Genomic DNA, 16,949 nt, shown 5'->3' with positions numbered 1-16,949 from the left:
GCTCTTTTTTACTACAATCTACTCCTTCACACTGCCTACGTTCAATCCCACCACAAAATACTTCTGGAGGAACGGATATACTAGGAGAATCGGTACCGCTGCGACCACCGTAACCGCGGCGCGAATCGATAACGGGGTGACCATTGCAACCGAATCCTTCGTCGCCCCCGCACCATTCGCCACGGCAGGGTTACTGTTGGAATTCATCGTCGAGGACAAGAGCTTCATCAGCTCGTATTGCAATGTGCTCAGCTCTTGTCTGGAGGATGTGTATAGAAACGCATCGAACCAAGAATTCCATGCCCCTACAGCCACAAACAGTGCTATGGTAGCCAATACCGGCTTGCACAGCGGGAAAATAATTTGAATAAAGATTCTGAAATCTCCCGCACCATCAATTCGCGCCGATTCTACAAGGCTTTCCGGAATGGTTCCAATGTAGGTTCTTATCACGATCATGTTGAATGCGCTGAGCATCGAAGGGATAACGTAAACCCAGAAGCTGTTCAGCAAATGCAATTCCTTGATCAAGAAATATCCTGGAATCAAGCCAGCGCTGAAATACATCGTCAGAATGAAGATGAGTGTAATGGGTTTGCGGAATACAAATTCACGTCGGCTTAACGTATAGGCGAGCATCGTCGTTAGAAAGATGTTCAAAACGGTAGAAAGAACCGTCCTCGCCACCGAAACCCAAAAGGCGTTGTAAATCGTTCCCGAAACAAAAACGGCCTTATAATTCTGTAATGTCCATTCCCTTGGCCACAAATAGATACCGCCGCGAATCGTATCGTTCCCTACATTTAAGGAAACGGCTATCGTATTCAGAAAAGGATATAACGTAACGACGACCAGTAATAGCATGAAAATCGTATTAAATGTATTAAAAAGAATCGGCTCAATCCGGGGGGTACCCGAACCACTGCTCATCGAAAGGCTTGAAGCTTTTTGCCGGCTGATTTTTTGATTATCCATAGCTATAACAGCCTCTCTTCCCCAAGTCGTTTAGCGGTCCAGTTCGCAAGCAACAGCATCGTTATACTAACGACTGCTTTGAAAATGCCACCGGCGGTAGCGAGCGAGTAATTGCCTTGAGCGATCCCGTATTTCAAAACAAAAATATCTATCGTCTCTGACCAATCGACGACTAGGCCGTTGCCAAGCAAGTACTGTACTTCGAATCCGGCGTCCAATATATGTCCGATCGACATAATCAACAAAATGACTATGGTCGATTTCATTCCCGGTAAGGTTACATGGAGCATCTTCTTGTAGCGGTTAGCGCCGTCAATTTCAGCTGCTTCATAAAGCGCGGGATCAATCGAAGCCAGGGCGGCCAAATATATAATCGTACTCCAACCGACCTCTTTCCATATATGCGATGCGCCAACAACTCCCCAGAAGTACTCCCCTTTGCTGAGCCATATAATCGGCTCGTTAATCAAGTGAAGCCTCATCAGCACATCATTAATGATCCCATCGGATGCCAGCGAGGTGGCGACAATTCCGGTCACAATGACCCATGATAAGAAGTGCGGCAAATAGGAAATCGTCTGAACCATTCTTTTCCATAAAACTTTTTTGATTTCGTTTAGCAGCAATGCCAGAATGATGGCGGTGACAAAGCCGAGCACCAGGTTGATAATGCTCATCCCGAGCGTATTGCGCAATACGCGCCAAAAACGATCGTCGTTAAATAAAAATTCGAAATGCTTAAATCCTACCCACTTCTGCTCACTAAAATCGCGTGCTGGCTTATAGTCTTGAAAAGCCATCGTCCAACCCCAAATGGGAACATAAGAAAACAAAATGATATAAAGCATGAGAGGAACAGACATAAAAATAAGCTGTTTCTGACTTTTAATGATGTTCCAGGTAATCCGCTGTTTTTTTCCTTTTTCAGTAGTCCGGACGGCTCTCTTCTCCAATAAAGTCTCATCCATACAATGCCGCTCTCCCCACAAGCCTTTATTTCAGCAAGAGAGGAAGGCATGATGAATGCCTTACCTCTTGCTGATTTTCACACAAATGCCTTATTTGCTCCAGTCCGTAATTCTCTGTTGAATGATTTGATTGACCCGGTCTTCATAAGCTTTGATATTGACTTTTCCAATCTCAGAAGTATACTCGCTCCAGACCTTGTCGAAGTCAGCCGGTTTGGCTAGAATCGCTTTTGGCAAGAATTTGGAAGACAGCTCATTCTGCTTCGTATTAGCCATCTTAGCATCCGAACCATCAACCAAATCGATGCTCCAAGCTGGATAATAAATCGGGTTTGCTGGCGGCTCACTGAAGAAGTCCACGTAGCTGTTGTAGCCGTAAGCTGCCAGTATCTCTTTGTCGAATTCCTTCAGACCTGCTTGATATTCTTCAGGTTGAGCTGCCGCATCCGTAGAGTTGCCGTCGCTGAAGCTGCCTTCAGTTTTAGGGGAGAACTTGTATAAGGTATCCGCTTTGTTTGCCAATTTCCAAGTTGCGTCTGTGAATTTATCCCGCTGCTCTTGCGTTTTCATGAATCGGCCCTCTTCATTGACGATGTAGTCTTCGCCTTCAAAGCCCCATGTAAACGCTTTTTGCCAATCCTCCGTCATCAGAGCATCAAGAAATTTGATGATTTGTTCTGGGTTCTTAGCATTAACACTGATGCCGAAACCATTGTTCAAATTAAGCGCCGGAAGGTCACGGTAGTAATCTGTGGTGTTCGTATCGTAAACCAAAGGCAAGCCGACATAAGTTCTATTATCTTTTCCTTGGGTAGTCAAGGAGTCCTCTGCCGCTTGGAAATTCCAGTGCTGATCAAACATCCCGAGAACGGTGCCGCTGGACAATTTGGCCATGTACTGGTCATAGTTCTGTGTGAAAGTCTCTTTATCGAGAAGACCAAGGCTATTCATTTCATTAAGCTTTTGGTAATACTGTTTGGAATAATCTTTATCCGCGAAAATTTCCGCTACGCCGTCATTCACAACAACTCCACCATCGTTCGGGTGCCCGATTAAGTGCTGCGGAGCGTTGAACAATCCCCAGTTTCTCCAGTCGTAGTTCAAAATTTCGAACCCGATTGTCGGACTGCCGTCAATCGTTGGGTATTTCTCTTTATATTGAGCAATCAAATCAAAATACTCATCCAGCGTTTTGACTTTTGGATAACCGAATTCCTTCAATACATCCTTTTGAATCCAGAATGCCGGTCCTGAGTAATAAGTGCTGTTTACTTTCCCGTTATATACGCCATAGTTCGGCAAAGTATAAATATGTCCGTCGTTAGGATCCTTCATCATGTTCCAGAATTCTGCATAATGCGCCTTAAGATTAGGAGCATGCTCTTCGATAAGATCCTCAAGCGGAATGAAGGCACCTGCAGCAGTAAGCTTCGTATTGGCGGTCATTACATCCGGATAATCCGAACCGGCGATCATTACGCCGAGTTTTTGCTCAATATCCCCGGCCAAAAATTCGAAATTAAGAGTTGCTCCCAATTCGTCTTTGATCTTCTTGTAAACCTTGTTGTCAGGTGTTGGCTGTTGGCCGGCTTCTCCGATAAAGAAACTGATTTCATACGGCTCTATCTTTGTTGCTCCATCTCCGGCTGCTGCCGGTGTTGCAGTGTTGTTTTCATTGCCAGTATTTGCATTGTTATTTCCGCTGCATCCCGACAGGATCACGCTAAGAGATAGCAGCATAACAGCACTGAGCCGAAACAACGATTTAGACTTGCCCCCCATGTAAAGCACCTCCATCTGATTTTAGTTACAAGAAGCATCAATCCTTGCATGTAACCTTTCTTTATTATAAAAGCGCTTTCAAGCCCCAGCTATTGCGTAATTAAAGCATTAACCCTAAAAACTTTACAACCTGTTATTTTTATACTCATTTGGAGACATGCCCATTCTTTTTTCAAACTGCTTCAGAAAATGACTGTAATTGCCGTACCCGACGAGCTCCGCGATTTTGCTGTTTTTAAGCTTATTATTTTCAAGTAAACGTACCGCCTCAGCGATCCGAAGGTTATGCACCGATTCATTATAGCTAAGCCCGTTCTTCTTCAATAGAAGCTGGCCCAAATAAACCGAATTCAAATAAAAGATTTCCGCAAGCTTCTTAATTGTAATATTTTCGCGAAAATGCTCATGGATGTAACTATTGATTTTTTGCACGATACCTTGCGAATTTTGCTTCTGCTCCTTAAGCAGGAGCTCTATGCTCTCTTCGCCGCATACTAAGAGCTGACTCAAAAGATCATTAATATGGAGTACGGAGCCTGATATTTCCGGAATGCTGTATTTTTCAAGCATAGCTTCGGCTGAGGCGCCGCTGATCTCCCGCACGTAATCGATTGCTCTATACAAGAGGTGAATGACGACTTTTTTCACGATATCGGGAGCAGTAAGCGTTTCGCGGAAGCTGCTTGCAGCCGAATGAACAGCTTCCCGGAAGCTTGATTTATGAAGCAGCTCAATCGCCCCCAGTATACCGTCCATGAGACGGATGTCGTAGTGACAATGAAAGGGCGTATCCCGGATATCGCTATAATAAACAACTTCATTGTAATCAGCTTTATAAAAGAGATGTGCGATCGCTTCCTTCGCCGTTCGGAAGCACATGCCAATGCCATGCAGAGATGAGGCTTCCATACCGGCCGCCACAAACAACCGCTGGCCCGCATACCGACGTACCAGTTCGTTGATGAGAGGACAAGTTCTGCTTTCATGATCCAGGCCGGCTGTATATCCATACACGATGCCAAAGCTGCCCTCCTCCAGGTCAATCAGAAACATGGAGGGCTCCGAGGTCAGCAGCGATGCGGCCGTCTCTCTCAATTCAGTGAATACAGCAGCATCGGCTTGAACGAGATAGAAATTCCATTGCTCCTTGCTGATGGATATCGTATCGAGCGGCATTAGCAGGGCTGCATCCTGCGGCATCGATTGCTCCATCAATAATCCTTTGATCAAAGTAACCGTTTCTTCGTAGGTTGCAATCCGGTTAAAGCTTTGCTTTTCGGCCTCCTGCACCAGCTCTTGATAAATCTCTTTCAATTCCAGCTCGGCCTCTTCCTGGATGATAGGCTTCAGCAAATAATGATTAATTCCATATCGCATCGCTCGCTGTGCATATTCGAAATCGCTGTGCCCGCTCACGATCGCAAAAACAACTTTTTTCGAATGCTGCTGCTGCTGCCAAGCGGCGATCATTTCAAGCCCGTCCATCATCGGCATATTGACATCCGTTATGACCACATCAGGCAGCTGCTCTTGAATCTGTTGCAAGCCTTCGAATCCGTTGCTGCACGTTCCACAAAGCTCGAAGCCGAGCTCCTGCCAATTAATCCACAGCTGCATGCCTTCAAGAGCGCCTGGCTCGTCATCAATTAACAACACTTTATAGGGCATGTGTTCTGCTCTCTCCCTCGTCAGAATTGTCTAGCTGCTGAAGCAGCTTTATTGGAATTTCAAAAGAAACTCTTGTCTTCTCATTCGGCTGGCTCACGATATCGAAAAGCACCTGTTCGTTATAATAAAGCTCCAGTCTGCGATACACATTCCGAATTCCGATACTCGTCTCGGACGAGCTTTCATTGCGGATAGACATCATCATTTCTTTCAGCTTGTCGGCCTCAATGCCTATTCCATTATCGGTAATCGCGATCCTGAGCCGATGATGATCAACTGAAGCGCAGATTTTAACCGTTCCCACCCCATATAAGGCTTGTATGCCATGCTTGCAAGCGTTCTCGACGAACGGCTGAATGCTCATCTTCGGAATTTTATAGCGCAGTGCTTCCTTGTCGATATCGAATTCGAATTCAAACTTATCTCTAAACCGGAATTTTTCGATTTTGAGGTACATCTCGATAAACATCATTTCTTCCTGAAGTGACACGATGTCCTCTTTCCAGCTAAGTAATCGCCGGAGCAGCTTGGACAAGCTTTTAATGATATCTGTCACATCAGCGTAGTTGTGCTTCGTGCATGCAACCAGAATAGCGTTTAACGTATTAAACAGAAAATGGGGGTTCATCTGGCTTTGCAAAAAATTCAACTCGGCCTGTACACGCTCCGTCTCCAGGCTTTTTTTCTGAATTTCCAGCTTATACACGTTGTTGATAAGCGAGTTGATTCTCGCTGTCATCATGTTGAAATTCTGAATCAAGCCGCCGATCTCATCGTGGCCCTCATCCATTCGAATCAGTTCGAACTTCTCGTTCGTCACCTTCTGCATATGCCGGGACAGCCGCTTCACCCGGTAATTGTAGGATCTGAGCATGACGTAGATGAAAATAAATGCGATCAAGCTGACGGCTGCAGCCAGAACCGCTACGAACAGCCTCATGTCCAGCATTGCATGCGAAACCTGCGTCCCTTGCGTAAGTCCGATCAACCGCCATCCCTTCACATATTTGGCTGTGCCGACCGCTACCGCATGGACATCTTCTTGGTTGTATAACTCCGGCAGCTTAAATACAGGGTAAGCATCCTCGATATTCCCCCTCTGGTATCCACTTTGGGCCGACATAATAATCTGATCACGGTCATTGACCAAGAACAGATTCAAATAATCTTTTTCCCGCATAATTACATCGTAAATTTTACTAAGGTCGATATCGATTCGAAGCAGCTTGTCATATTTATTGTATGAATCATAATAGTCCATCCGTTCAATGATGCTGAAATAGGGGACAGTCGAAACGACATCACTCACTTCAGCTCCCCGGTATGCTGAGACGATTACCGGATCCGTTGACTTTTCCCACTGTTTGTACCAGTCGCTTTGCAGCACAGTATCATTGATCACGTGGTAGTTGCCTCCCGACACGATTGATTGATTGTCCGTAAAAACGCTGATTCTTGAAATTTGATTATTGACTGGAATATACCCGATCATCCGGTTTCGAAGATGTTCATCGAATGCCTCATAGAAATCGACCTGATTGTCATAGGTACGGTCCAGCATTTCATACAACGTCTTATCGGTGTATAGGGCATGGCTGACAGCCACTCCGCCGTCTATAAAATCGTCAATATCCTTTCTTGCTCGCTCTAGCGATATTTCAACATTTTGCTCCTCGCGCGATTTGATCAGATCAGACATTCGGTCCATGAACAGCAGATTAATGACAATAATCGGCAGAAGAATGCCCACGAAAAAAATAAGAAAAAACTTGTAATTCAAAGGAATATCGTTCACAATTGTACCGAATCTGAATCTTCTTCCTCTCATCTGTACACCATCCCTGCCACTAGTGCTTCCTAGTCTCGAAATCCGTCTTATATACTGAAGGCAATACCCCGGTGTGCATTTTGAATTTATTGACGAAATAGTCTGCGTTCGGGTATCCTACCTGCTGTGCAACATCGGATATTTTCATCTGAGTTCGTTTTAACAGTCGCTTCGCTTCCTCAATCCGCTTCTCATTCAAATACACGTTGAACGATTTCCCCGTATGCTTCTTGAACAATTGCCCTAAGTACGTTGAATTCATATGAAAATGCTTAGCCAAATCAAGCAGGTGCAGCTTGCTGCGATACTCACGGTCCACATATTGGATCACATGAAATACGGTGTTATTCTCATTTTGCTGATTTAATTCATGCAGGACGTTAGCAGTCTTCAAGCATAGGCAGCGAACATAGAATTTCAGAGCCGGATAATCCTCCTTATCGCCCAGACTACCGAATTCTCCTTGCAGCTTCATCATAAACGTATCCGGGTTTCCGTTCCTTTCGGCCAGAAGCCTGCATATCGTCAATTCCAGATCCGCTGAATAGGCTCTAGCCACTTCGACATCTGGCAGGTTACCAGCAGCAATCGAAGCGAATGCCTCTTCTACGCAGCTTTCGATTGCTGCTGAGCTTCCATCGATCACCATCTCCTGCAGCTGTCTGAATTTAAGCTTGGACACGTCATCATGCTGGTTTCTCTTCTCAACCTCGTGATAATAAAATACGCCGCTTTTACCTTGGGTTCGTTTCCGCTTCCGGACTTCCAGCGCTTGCAAATATAACTCTCGGATTGCTTGGATTCCTTCCCCTGTAACGCTGATAGCTATAATGACCGGTTGGCCCAGCTTAGCCACTAAATCCGTGTGAAGCTGAACGGCCGTTTCCTGAAGCTTTCCATCGGCATTCGAAGAAGCTTGAATCAGCAATACCGTTCTTCCGGTGCTGTCCTGGAAGGAACAAACGATATCCTGAGAGAAATAGTCAGCAACCTGTGGCCTCAAATCGAAAGGGGATGAGAACGTGTCAATTAATATGCACCTTAATTCCTCAGGCTTCCCTTGAAGCTGTAACGACAGGCGGACTTGCTGCTCTAGACCCGGATTGTATTCGCCTTGAATGAGACGGTTAACCAAATGGTTGATGGCAAAAGAATGCTGGTTCTTGCGGCTCTGCTCAGTGGCAGTCTCCTCTTGTAAATGTCGGTTAAGCTTGACCAATAACGCCTCGATCTCTTCATCGTCGATTGGTTTAAGCAAGTACTCTGCTACCCGTTGACGTGTTGCTGCGAGTGCATATTGAAAGTCGTCATAGCCGCTTAATATAATAAATTTAGGGGGATGGGGGAGCAGCCGATTCGTCTTCTCGATCAACTCCAAGCCATTGATTACCGGCATCCGAATATCTGTCAAGACCAACTCGGGGCGCAGCTCCTGAATCAGCCTCAGTGCATCCAGACCGTTTAATGCTTCTCCACAGACTTGAAAGCCGGAGCTTTCCCAATCAATCATACTTTTCAGCCCTTCTAGGACCCCTGGCTCATCATCGACCAGAAGAACATTCCACATGCCCTCACTCCTATCTGAAAACGCACTTATTTGGCCCAATTGCATCAAATTCAAGTTATATCAAAGTAATACCACATATGATTAAGCGCTTACATATATAATTGTAAAATAGGCTGCAATGTTTAAAAGTGTACAAAATAAAGCTTTTATATTGAAAACTTTAGATGTTGGGAGAATAGCTCCCCTTTCATAATATAGATTTACAGGCAGATCACGTTTATGTTGTTTTATATTGGTTACATTTTATCCCGCTGTGCTTGATTTGGCAAACAAAAGAACCGCTGCCTCCCAATAATAACAAACAATAAAAACGGGCCGCTTCGCCGATGACATATTGGCGAATGGCCCGTTTTATTTTAAATTGTAATCCTTCAGTTGTTTTTTCGGGCTCCTTACTCGCCGCGACTCACACGAAAACCTTGATCGGGACCAATGCCATTCGCCTCGAATTTGCCCCGAAAAGCTAACTCGTTGTTATTGACGCCGCCGATCCAGCCGCCGCCTTTTACAATCCGGAATGAACCGCTATTACTATCCAGATCCTCGTACCAGTTCCAGCACCATTCTCTTACATTACCTGACATATCATAAAGTCCTAATTCATTGGGTTTCTTGACACCGATAGATTTTGTTTTATTATGGTTGTTTTCTATGATCGGCCAGTTCCAATCTCCAGATAAGTATTTATCTCCTGCGTTCTTCCAATACCAGGCTACTTCATCTACATTATTGCTTCCGCTGTATGTGTAACTCTTGCTCACCTGACCTCCGCCTGCAGCATATTCCCACTCCGCTTCTGTCGGCAATCGGTAACCATTAGCTCCCTCATTGATCGTTACTGTCCATTTTATATTATCGTTATCGCTCTTATTATTCAGGTCTTTTTTATTTTTGTCTATATGATAAAAAGGTTTTAAGCCCTCTTTTATGCTCCTTTTATTACAGTAATCAACAACGTCATACCAACTTACCATTTCTACCGGCAAATTGTCTCCTTTGAATTGTGACGGATTACTTCCCATTACCTCAATCCACTCTTTTTGCGTTACCTCATATTTGCCGATATAAAAGTTTGATAGCGTTACACTTTCTCCATAGTAGTTGGACTTGGTGTTTATAAAAGTCCCGCCTTCGACTAATACAAGGTTATCATTCTTAGTCTTTTCATTCTTCTCAGTCTTTTCTTGCGAACAACCGCTGACGACAACTGTTATGGCTATTAAAAGGAAAATTAATAGCTTTCTCATTGATAGGTCTCCTTTAAACGAATAGGAATAGGTATAGGTGTTGAAATGGATAGGGCCGCTGACTGTGAAGCCTGCAGGCCTTATCCATTTCAATGGTAAAAAGACTTTCTCAATAGGTTGGAAACGGTCTGGTGCCCATCAGTTGCTCTGCTTGCAGTTGACCAGTTACCACACCGTTACGTTAGAGCTCCCACTACTTTGATATCCCTCTGTCGCTAACACCTGGTAAGACCAGTTGCTCCCCAGATTCATTCCATAATTCTTCCATGCGTTAACGTGATTGTTGAAAGTGATAGCGACGTTGCTACCGGTCGCTCTCTTCGACTGTCGGACACTCCAGAACTGGGTAAACGTTGCAGTTCCGTCAATGGAAGGAGCGTTGATTCGAGTAGTCGTATATATGTCATATGTGCCCCCATCACTGGTCACGGTGCCTTTATACGTTCCAGTAGGTCTATAAGTGCCCCAGCTATCAACGACGTAATATTCGATGAGTGAGTTTCTAGTCCACCCATAGAGAGTCAAATACCCATTGCCGGATGGCGACCAGACGCCGGCATTGTAGTTTATCGTCCTAGATGCAGATCCGGTAGTCCAGCCTTTACCGACAACAAAATTCCCGGTATTTGTCCATGTAACACTGTAATTGCCACCAGTTCCATTCGTAGCATTTACTGTCCCGCCACCATCGGTCCAATTCTGCCAATAGTCTGTCGCTGCATTTGCGGATGCTGCAAACAAGCTAATACTCATTGAAGCTGCAATCAATACCGTCAAGATTTTCTTTTTAAATTTAAACATAATCTACCTCCTGAAATATTTTTTTGTCACTACTTAACCTACATATATAACGTATCCTGTGTCATACTTGGTGAACTTCTGACTGTCACCTCCTTCTAGTAGACAACGTGAAGTAAGCGCATACATTTCTCATCTGAGTAGATTATAGAAGATAAGCACATATATAAAACTAGACAAATTAAAGATTTATCCCTCCTATTTGAAACTACTTTTGACGGCAATCCAGCTAATATGGGTACGCTTGATCCTTTGGAGAGGTTACATTCGGTGATCTTGGCCCGTTCAACAGCGGCGAAGCGGATGATATCGCGAATACCGCTCTATTCCTCGCGTCGGACGAGTCGAAGTTTATCAATGGCGACGTTATCACAGTTGACGGAGCTTAGACATCCCGATAAGGCACACAGCAGCGTTGGGCGAAGTCCGAACGCTTTTTTTTCAAAGCAGCAGGTGCCGTACAAAAACCCGACCGCAATGCAGTCGGGTTCTTGTTATATTTTAAGCAGACCTGTCGTGATGTCTCATTCACCCTCAATCAACATTGCCATTTACGATCCGCCAATTATTATTTGTACCTACTGTAATAGGGCTGCGTGCCTGAATATAATCGGCCATTAATTCGACCATATCTGTGGGGATGTCCTTAACGACAGGCTTTCCCTGGAACATGGTGTAGTTGCCGCCGCCTGCAGCACGATAGTTATTCATGACTACGTCAAATAGTTCATTGTCTGCGAGTGGTTGGCCGAACTGCTCTAATTGGATAACCCGCTGCCCAATGGGTCTGGAGATGTCCAATAGGTAGTCGATGCCTTCCCACATATCATAATTGAAATGCTGGGGCTTAGGCTGCAGGAAGGATTCATTCACGACGATGCTGCCTTGCGCATCGAGCTCGAAATACTCCGCTGTTGTCTCCAACGCTTCACGAATATCGCCCCCTGAGATGCGGATGACCTTCAACGTATTCGGATACACATAATTCGACACAATGTCACGCATAGTGATTTGTTCTCCAAAGCCGGGCGACAGGTTGTCGAACAGGGCGGTACAGGAGATGTTAACCCCGGCGACATCCATCTGCAGCTTGTTGATGAATTCAATTAGTGGATGCTCCCTGAGGCGGGCTTCTTCAGGTGAGTTAATGAGCATGTCTCTCTCGGCAAAACCAATCGGCTTGTCCAACCACGTTTGTGTTAGCGATTCGATATCAGATACAATCGCTTCGACTGCTTCATCCGGCTCATATTCTGCTGCATCCATTAACTCTGACTGACTATTCGTCAAGTGCCAAGTATCACCAACCTTCTCGGCCTGTAGGGTAACTTTACCTAAGAATCGGCCTTCATTGGCTGGTTGTACGACGCAGACCCCGTTTATTGTACAGCCGGCAATAGCACGATGCTGATGGCCTGTCAGCAGCACATCAATTCCGTCCACTTGCTCACACAGCGCATATCCAACATTCTCACCCGTTAATGGCTCTGTAGGCAGGCCGGTCTCTAAATCACGTTCAAAGCCGCCATGGTAGGATACGATGACGATATCGACACCTTCCACTAGCTTCATATGCTTCACCCATCGCTGTGCGGTTTCTATGGGGTCTTCAAAACGTAAGTCCTCAATATGCTGAGGCTGCTCCCAATGTGGAATATAGGAGGTGGTCAAGCCTAGTATTCCGATTCGCAAGCCATTATCCAGCTCTCTCACCATATACGGCTTCTCGAATAGTGGAGCCTCAGTTGCGCTAGCTATAATATTGGCAGATAACCATGGAAAGGCTGATGAATGGACAGCATCGCGCAAATAAGAGAGTCCATAATTAAATTCATGGTTGCCAAGTATGGCTGCATCATAGCGAAGCTCGTTCATGCATGAGATTACTGGATTCGCAGGCTCACTGTTAATCCTAGCATGATAATAGGTAAGCGGGGTGCCTTGCAAGCAATCTCCATTATCGATCAGCAGCGTGTAAGGATGTGCTTCACGCAGCTTTTTTACAATACTAGCAATACGGGCGAAGCCGTAACCAACAACGCTAAGATTAGCATAGCTTCGGGGCAGTATGTAACCGTGAAGGTCACTTGATTCAAGAATGACAACCTCGCATGTAGGATTGGGCATCGTACATCTTCCTCTACTAAATATGATTTAAGACAAACACATTCTACCACACCCATATACTTACTTTATTAAATATAATGAAATTTACAAAACCTATACTCTATCTTTATATATAGTTAATTATTGGGTTTTATAATTTTGGAGTGCGAGAGAACATCGAAAATATAGATAAAACGGGTGGAGGTTTTTTGAAAATGAAAAAGAGATTCACGATTCTATTAGCATCTGTGCTCACAATCGGCTTGCTAGCAGGCTGTGGTGCTAATAATGCATCTAATGGTGAAAACACAGGTTCCGGAAATTCGGCAGCAACACAGCAGCCAGCGGAAGATGCTAACAAAGAAATTGAAGTTCTTAAGGTAAGCTTCGTTCCGTCCAAGGATCCTGATGAGATTATTACAGCGACAGAGCCATTAAAAGAATTGCTGATCAATCAACTTGCAACTCAAGGATTTAATGTAGGTGAGGTTCAGATCGACGTAGGTACAACCTATGAGGTGGTAGGCGAGGCGCTTAGCGCAGGTACGACGGACGTAGGTTTGATTCCTGGTGGTACTTATACTTTGTACGATGATGGCGCAGAGGTTATTCTAACATCCACTCGTAAGGCTCTGTCTAATGACTCGGAGAATGCGAAGGACTGGAACGATAACAAGCCAACTACAGGCCTAGACGATCAACAAGCGACTTATTATCGTTCTCTCTTTATTGCAGGTCCTTCCCCTAAAGGACAAGAGCTTGCAGCTAAAGTAAACAATGGTGAAGAGCTGACTTGGGAAGATCTTAACAGCGCTAACTGGTCTGTCATGTCTTCATCCTCTTCAGCTGGCTATATCTATCCGACACTATGGCTGCAAGAGAAATATAACAAGAAATTGACGGATCTTGCATACGTTACACAATCAGATTCTTATGGCAGCTCATTCGCACGCCTAGCTGCAGGACAATCTGATGTGATCGTAGCTTACGCGGATGCTCGTCGTGACAATGAAGAGAAATGGACAACTGATTTAGGTGGCACAGGTTCCATCTGGGATCAAACCAACGTTATTGCGGTTACGCAGCCTATCTACAACGACACCGTTAGTGTGAGCAAAAACTCGGCAATCATGAACGATGAGTTGAAGAAGGCCATTCAAGAAGCATTCATCGCGATTGCAGGAACAGAAGAAGGTAAGCAAGTTATTGCCATCTATTCGCATGAAGGTTACCAAGTTGCTCAATCCTCCGATTATGATAATGAGCGTAAAGCACAAGAATTCATCCGCAATAGCAAATAGTGTAATGACAAAGCTTGCATGAAACCACAATGAGGACATCATCATTTCATGATGTTCTCATTTTTATTATTCAAAATTTATGGCTAAAGGAATGAAGGTTCCGATGATCGAGTTTATCAATGTGGAGAAAACATACAGCAATGGCACAAATGCATTAACTAATATTAATCTGACAATTGAACAAGGTGAATTCGTTGCCGTTATTGGACTCTCGGGAGCCGGTAAATCTACGCTTATCCGCTGCATTAATCGCATACATGACATTACAAAAGGGAAAATCATGGTCGACAACGTTGATGTATCTAAGCTCAAAGGGAAGCATATCCGCCAGTTCCGCCGCAGGATAGGAATGATCTTTCAATCCTTCAACCTAGTAACACGCACGACAGTGATTAATAACGTTCTCGTATCCTTCGTACCGGGGCTTCCGATGTGGCGAAAAGTAACAGGGGTATTTACCAAGCAGCATAGAATCAAAGCACTGGAAGCCCTTGATAAAGTAGGGATTCTGGATAAAGCCTTCGTTCGTGTGGACCAATTATCGGGTGGACAGCAGCAGCGTGTGGCGTTAGCGCGTACGCTTGCACAAAATCCTGATATTATTTTGGCTGATGAGCCCATAGCTTCACTTGACCCTGTAACCTCACGCATCGTGATGGACGATTTCAAGAGAATTAACAAGGAGATGAATATCTCCGTCATTATGAATATTCATCATGTTGAGATTGCACTCGAATATGCAGACCGAGTGATCGGTATTCGCAAGGGAGAGGTTGTATTCGACGGGGCAGCCTCTAAGGTAACACAAGCTATTCTGCAGGAGATTTACGGCGGTAAATGGGAGTCGGAGAAAGCGGTGGAGGAGCGGGCAGCTTATGGTTAATAAGTTATTTCCTCCTAAGACAATAAAGCTGCCTAACGGAAAGACTGTGCTTCAGGAGCGTTCGCGAACACCGCTCATTGTTATTCTTCTTGTTATAGGTGCGGTACTATCCGCAGAGTTTACAGGATTTAGCTTTGAAATGCTTGTGAAGAGGATTAATCAATTCTTTATTATTATTCAACAGATGATTCCGCCAGATTGGAGTACCCTGAGTAATATTTGGAACCCTTTACTTGATACGATTAAAATGTCGCTGCTCGGCTCGATGCTCGGAGCCTTGCTTGCGCTGCCCATAGCAGTAGCTGCTTCTTCTAATATTACAAGCTCAAAAATCATAATTGTAGTGAGCAAAACACTGCTCAGTCTACTACGGACATTGCCGACACTTGTCAGTGCGTTAATTGCAACCTTCGTATTTGGCCTTGGACCGATGGCAGGAACGGTAGCCATTATGCTGTTCACCATTTCCTATGTGGGCAAGCTGCTGTATGAACAAATTGAGAATGTGGATATGGGCGCCTTCGAGGCGATGGAGTCGGTTGGAATGACAAGACTACAAGCCTTCCGCTTCGCAATCATGCCCCAGGTGCTGCCAGGCTATATCTCGACATCACTGTATTGCTTTGAAGGAAATGTGCGTTATGCGGCCATTCTTGGATATGTCGGAGCAGGGGGTATAGGCTTATTAATCAGTGAGGGACTTGGCTGGCGCGATTATCCATCGGTCGGCTTAATTATTCTGGTACTGATTGTGACCGTATACCTAATCGAGAGAGTCAGCGAGCATTTCCGAAAAAAGCTAATCTAGAGGAGACGTTAAGCAAATGAATCACATTGAGAAGCAATTGTTAGCTGCACCTCGAAACCAATTATATATAGCGACTATAGCAACAATTGTTGCAGCTTTATTTATTTGGTCTCTCACTACAGTTAACTTTAGCAATATGGGGCAAGGCGGACTTACGATTGCCAAAAATATTTTGTACGGGCTAACCCATCCTGATCTAGATCTGCTGTTCAATATGACCAAGCAAAGTGTGTTGTATCTATTAGTAGAGACGATAGCAATCGCATTCCTAGGAACGATTGTCGGTGCAGTTCTAGCTGTCCCGCTTGCCTTTCTAGCCGCGTCTAATATTGTCCCTAAGCCGGTATCTTGGGTAACAAGACTGCTGCTAATTGCGATTCGTACAATTCCGGCGCTTGTATACGGCTTGATGTTCATCCGTGTTACAGGTTCCGGAGCGTTCGCAGGGGTGTTAACAGTAGGACTTACCTCTATAGGCATGCTAGCTAAGCTATATGTGGATGCTATAGAGGAGGTTGATCAACGTGTACTGGAGTCTATGTCCTCCGTTGGCTGTACAACCTTTGAGAAAATCCGGTTTGGCATTATTCCGCAGCTGTTTTCCGTTTTCTTATCTGTCATGATTTATCGCTTTGACATGAATATGCGTGAAGCTACGATTCTAGGGATTGTTGGCGCTGGCGGCATTGGCGCGCCGCTTATCTTTGCAATGAGAGGCTACAAATGGGATCAGGTTGGATCGATCCTGATTGGTTTAGTTGTCCTTATTCTATTGATCGAGTTCGTTTCTAATAAGCTGCGTACGAAGTTAGTTAGAGGATAATAAATAGGGCTGCGAAACATTTAAATCATCATTTGGCGGCACACGGCTCGCCTCCATCAAACTTATCAGAAGAGACACCGCGCAGGTCAATGTCATTAAGTTAAGGTGCTGAACCAAATAACTATGTAAAAGAGCAGGTTATCGAAAGATAGCCTGCTCTTTTTTTGCGTGAAAAAGATTAAAAGAACTTGACAA

General features: G+C 44.7%; 14 protein-coding genes. 5 read left to right on the top strand and 9 right to left on the bottom strand.

The genetic code is table 11. The annotated features are described in order from the left end of the window. Nucleotides 1-18 precede the first annotated feature (18 nt). The 8 genes from AC6ESP_RS23725 to xynA all read right to left on the bottom strand — a co-directional run bounded on the left by AC6ESP_RS23725 (nt 19) and on the right by xynA (nt 10,836). On the bottom strand, nt 19-975 hold the full coding sequence (locus AC6ESP_RS23725; protein ID WP_497099214.1) for a carbohydrate ABC transporter permease: 957 nt from the start codon (nt 973-975) through the stop codon (nt 19-21). A 2-nt stretch (nt 976-977) separates the two neighbouring features. Then, nucleotides 978-1,943: an ABC transporter permease gene (locus AC6ESP_RS23720; protein WP_497099213.1), complete on the bottom strand. Its 966-nt coding sequence runs from the start codon at nt 1,941-1,943 to the stop codon at nt 978-980. 90 nt (nt 1,944-2,033) lie between these two features. After that, nucleotides 2,034-3,725: a type 2 periplasmic-binding domain-containing protein gene (locus AC6ESP_RS23715; RefSeq protein WP_497099212.1), complete on the bottom strand. Its 1,692-nt coding sequence runs from the start codon at nt 3,723-3,725 to the stop codon at nt 2,034-2,036. Nucleotides 3,726-3,848: 123 nt separating this feature from the next. Beyond that, nucleotides 3,849-5,393, bottom strand: coding sequence for a response regulator transcription factor (locus tag AC6ESP_RS23710; protein WP_497099211.1), 1,545 nt, complete (start codon nt 5,391-5,393; stop codon nt 3,849-3,851). Next, nucleotides 5,383-7,221, bottom strand: a complete 1,839-nt coding sequence (locus AC6ESP_RS23705; protein ID WP_497099210.1) for a sensor histidine kinase — start codon at nt 7,219-7,221, stop codon at nt 5,383-5,385. Before AC6ESP_RS23705 ends, AC6ESP_RS23710 begins: the two co-directional genes overlap by 11 nt. A gap of 19 nt (nt 7,222-7,240) precedes the next feature. Continuing rightward, entirely contained in the window at nt 7,241-8,788 is a 1,548-nt protein-coding gene (locus AC6ESP_RS23700) for a response regulator transcription factor (protein WP_497099209.1), read from the bottom strand. 392 nt (nt 8,789-9,180) lie between these two features. After that, nucleotides 9,181-10,035 (bottom strand): formylglycine-generating enzyme family protein, encoded by an 855-nt coding sequence (locus AC6ESP_RS23695; RefSeq protein WP_497099208.1) that lies wholly within the window; start codon nt 10,033-10,035, stop codon nt 9,181-9,183. 165 nt (nt 10,036-10,200) lie between these two features. After that, complete coding sequence (xynA, locus tag AC6ESP_RS23690) at nt 10,201-10,836, bottom strand: endo-1,4-beta-xylanase XynA (RefSeq protein ID WP_497099207.1); 636 nt, start codon at nt 10,834-10,836, stop codon at nt 10,201-10,203. A 305-nt stretch (nt 10,837-11,141) separates the two neighbouring features. On the opposite strand from xynA, the gene AC6ESP_RS23685 reads away from it, so the two are divergent. After that, a complete protein-coding gene (locus AC6ESP_RS23685; RefSeq protein WP_497099277.1) occupies nt 11,142-11,222 on the top strand; it encodes a hypothetical protein in 81 nt (26 codons plus the stop codon). 145 nt (nt 11,223-11,367) lie between these two features. Here AC6ESP_RS23685 and AC6ESP_RS23680 read toward each other — a convergent pair whose 3' ends face one another. Then, a complete protein-coding gene (locus AC6ESP_RS23680) occupies nt 11,368-12,960 on the bottom strand; it encodes a bifunctional metallophosphatase/5'-nucleotidase (protein WP_497099206.1) in 1,593 nt (530 codons plus the stop codon). 194 nt (nt 12,961-13,154) lie between these two features. Between AC6ESP_RS23680 and AC6ESP_RS23675 the strand changes: the two genes are divergently transcribed. The 4 genes from AC6ESP_RS23675 (at nt 13,155) to phnE (AC6ESP_RS23660) (ending at nt 16,754) form a co-directional block, all read left to right on the top strand. After that, nucleotides 13,155-14,240 carry a phosphate/phosphite/phosphonate ABC transporter substrate-binding protein gene (locus AC6ESP_RS23675; RefSeq protein WP_497099205.1) on the top strand — a complete coding sequence of 362 codons (1,086 nt, stop codon included), beginning with the start codon at nt 13,155-13,157 and terminating at the stop codon, nt 14,238-14,240. A 103-nt stretch (nt 14,241-14,343) separates the two neighbouring features. Continuing rightward, nucleotides 14,344-15,123 (top strand): phosphonate ABC transporter ATP-binding protein, encoded by a 780-nt coding sequence (gene phnC / locus AC6ESP_RS23670; protein WP_497099276.1) that lies wholly within the window; start codon nt 14,344-14,346, stop codon nt 15,121-15,123. Further along, nucleotides 15,116-15,931 (top strand): phosphonate ABC transporter, permease protein PhnE, encoded by an 816-nt coding sequence (gene phnE, locus AC6ESP_RS23665; protein WP_497099204.1) that lies wholly within the window; start codon nt 15,116-15,118, stop codon nt 15,929-15,931. Before phnC ends, phnE (AC6ESP_RS23665) begins: the two co-directional genes overlap by 8 nt. A 16-nt stretch (nt 15,932-15,947) precedes the next feature. Then, on the top strand, nt 15,948-16,754 hold the full coding sequence (gene phnE / locus AC6ESP_RS23660) for a phosphonate ABC transporter, permease protein PhnE (RefSeq protein WP_497099203.1): 807 nt from the start codon (nt 15,948-15,950) through the stop codon (nt 16,752-16,754). Nucleotides 16,755-16,949 lie beyond the last annotated feature (195 nt).

Source organism: Paenibacillus xinjiangensis (assembly GCF_059686975.1).
The sequence above is the reverse complement of the archived record's forward strand: the minus strand, read 5'-3'. Positions and strand labels throughout refer to the sequence as shown.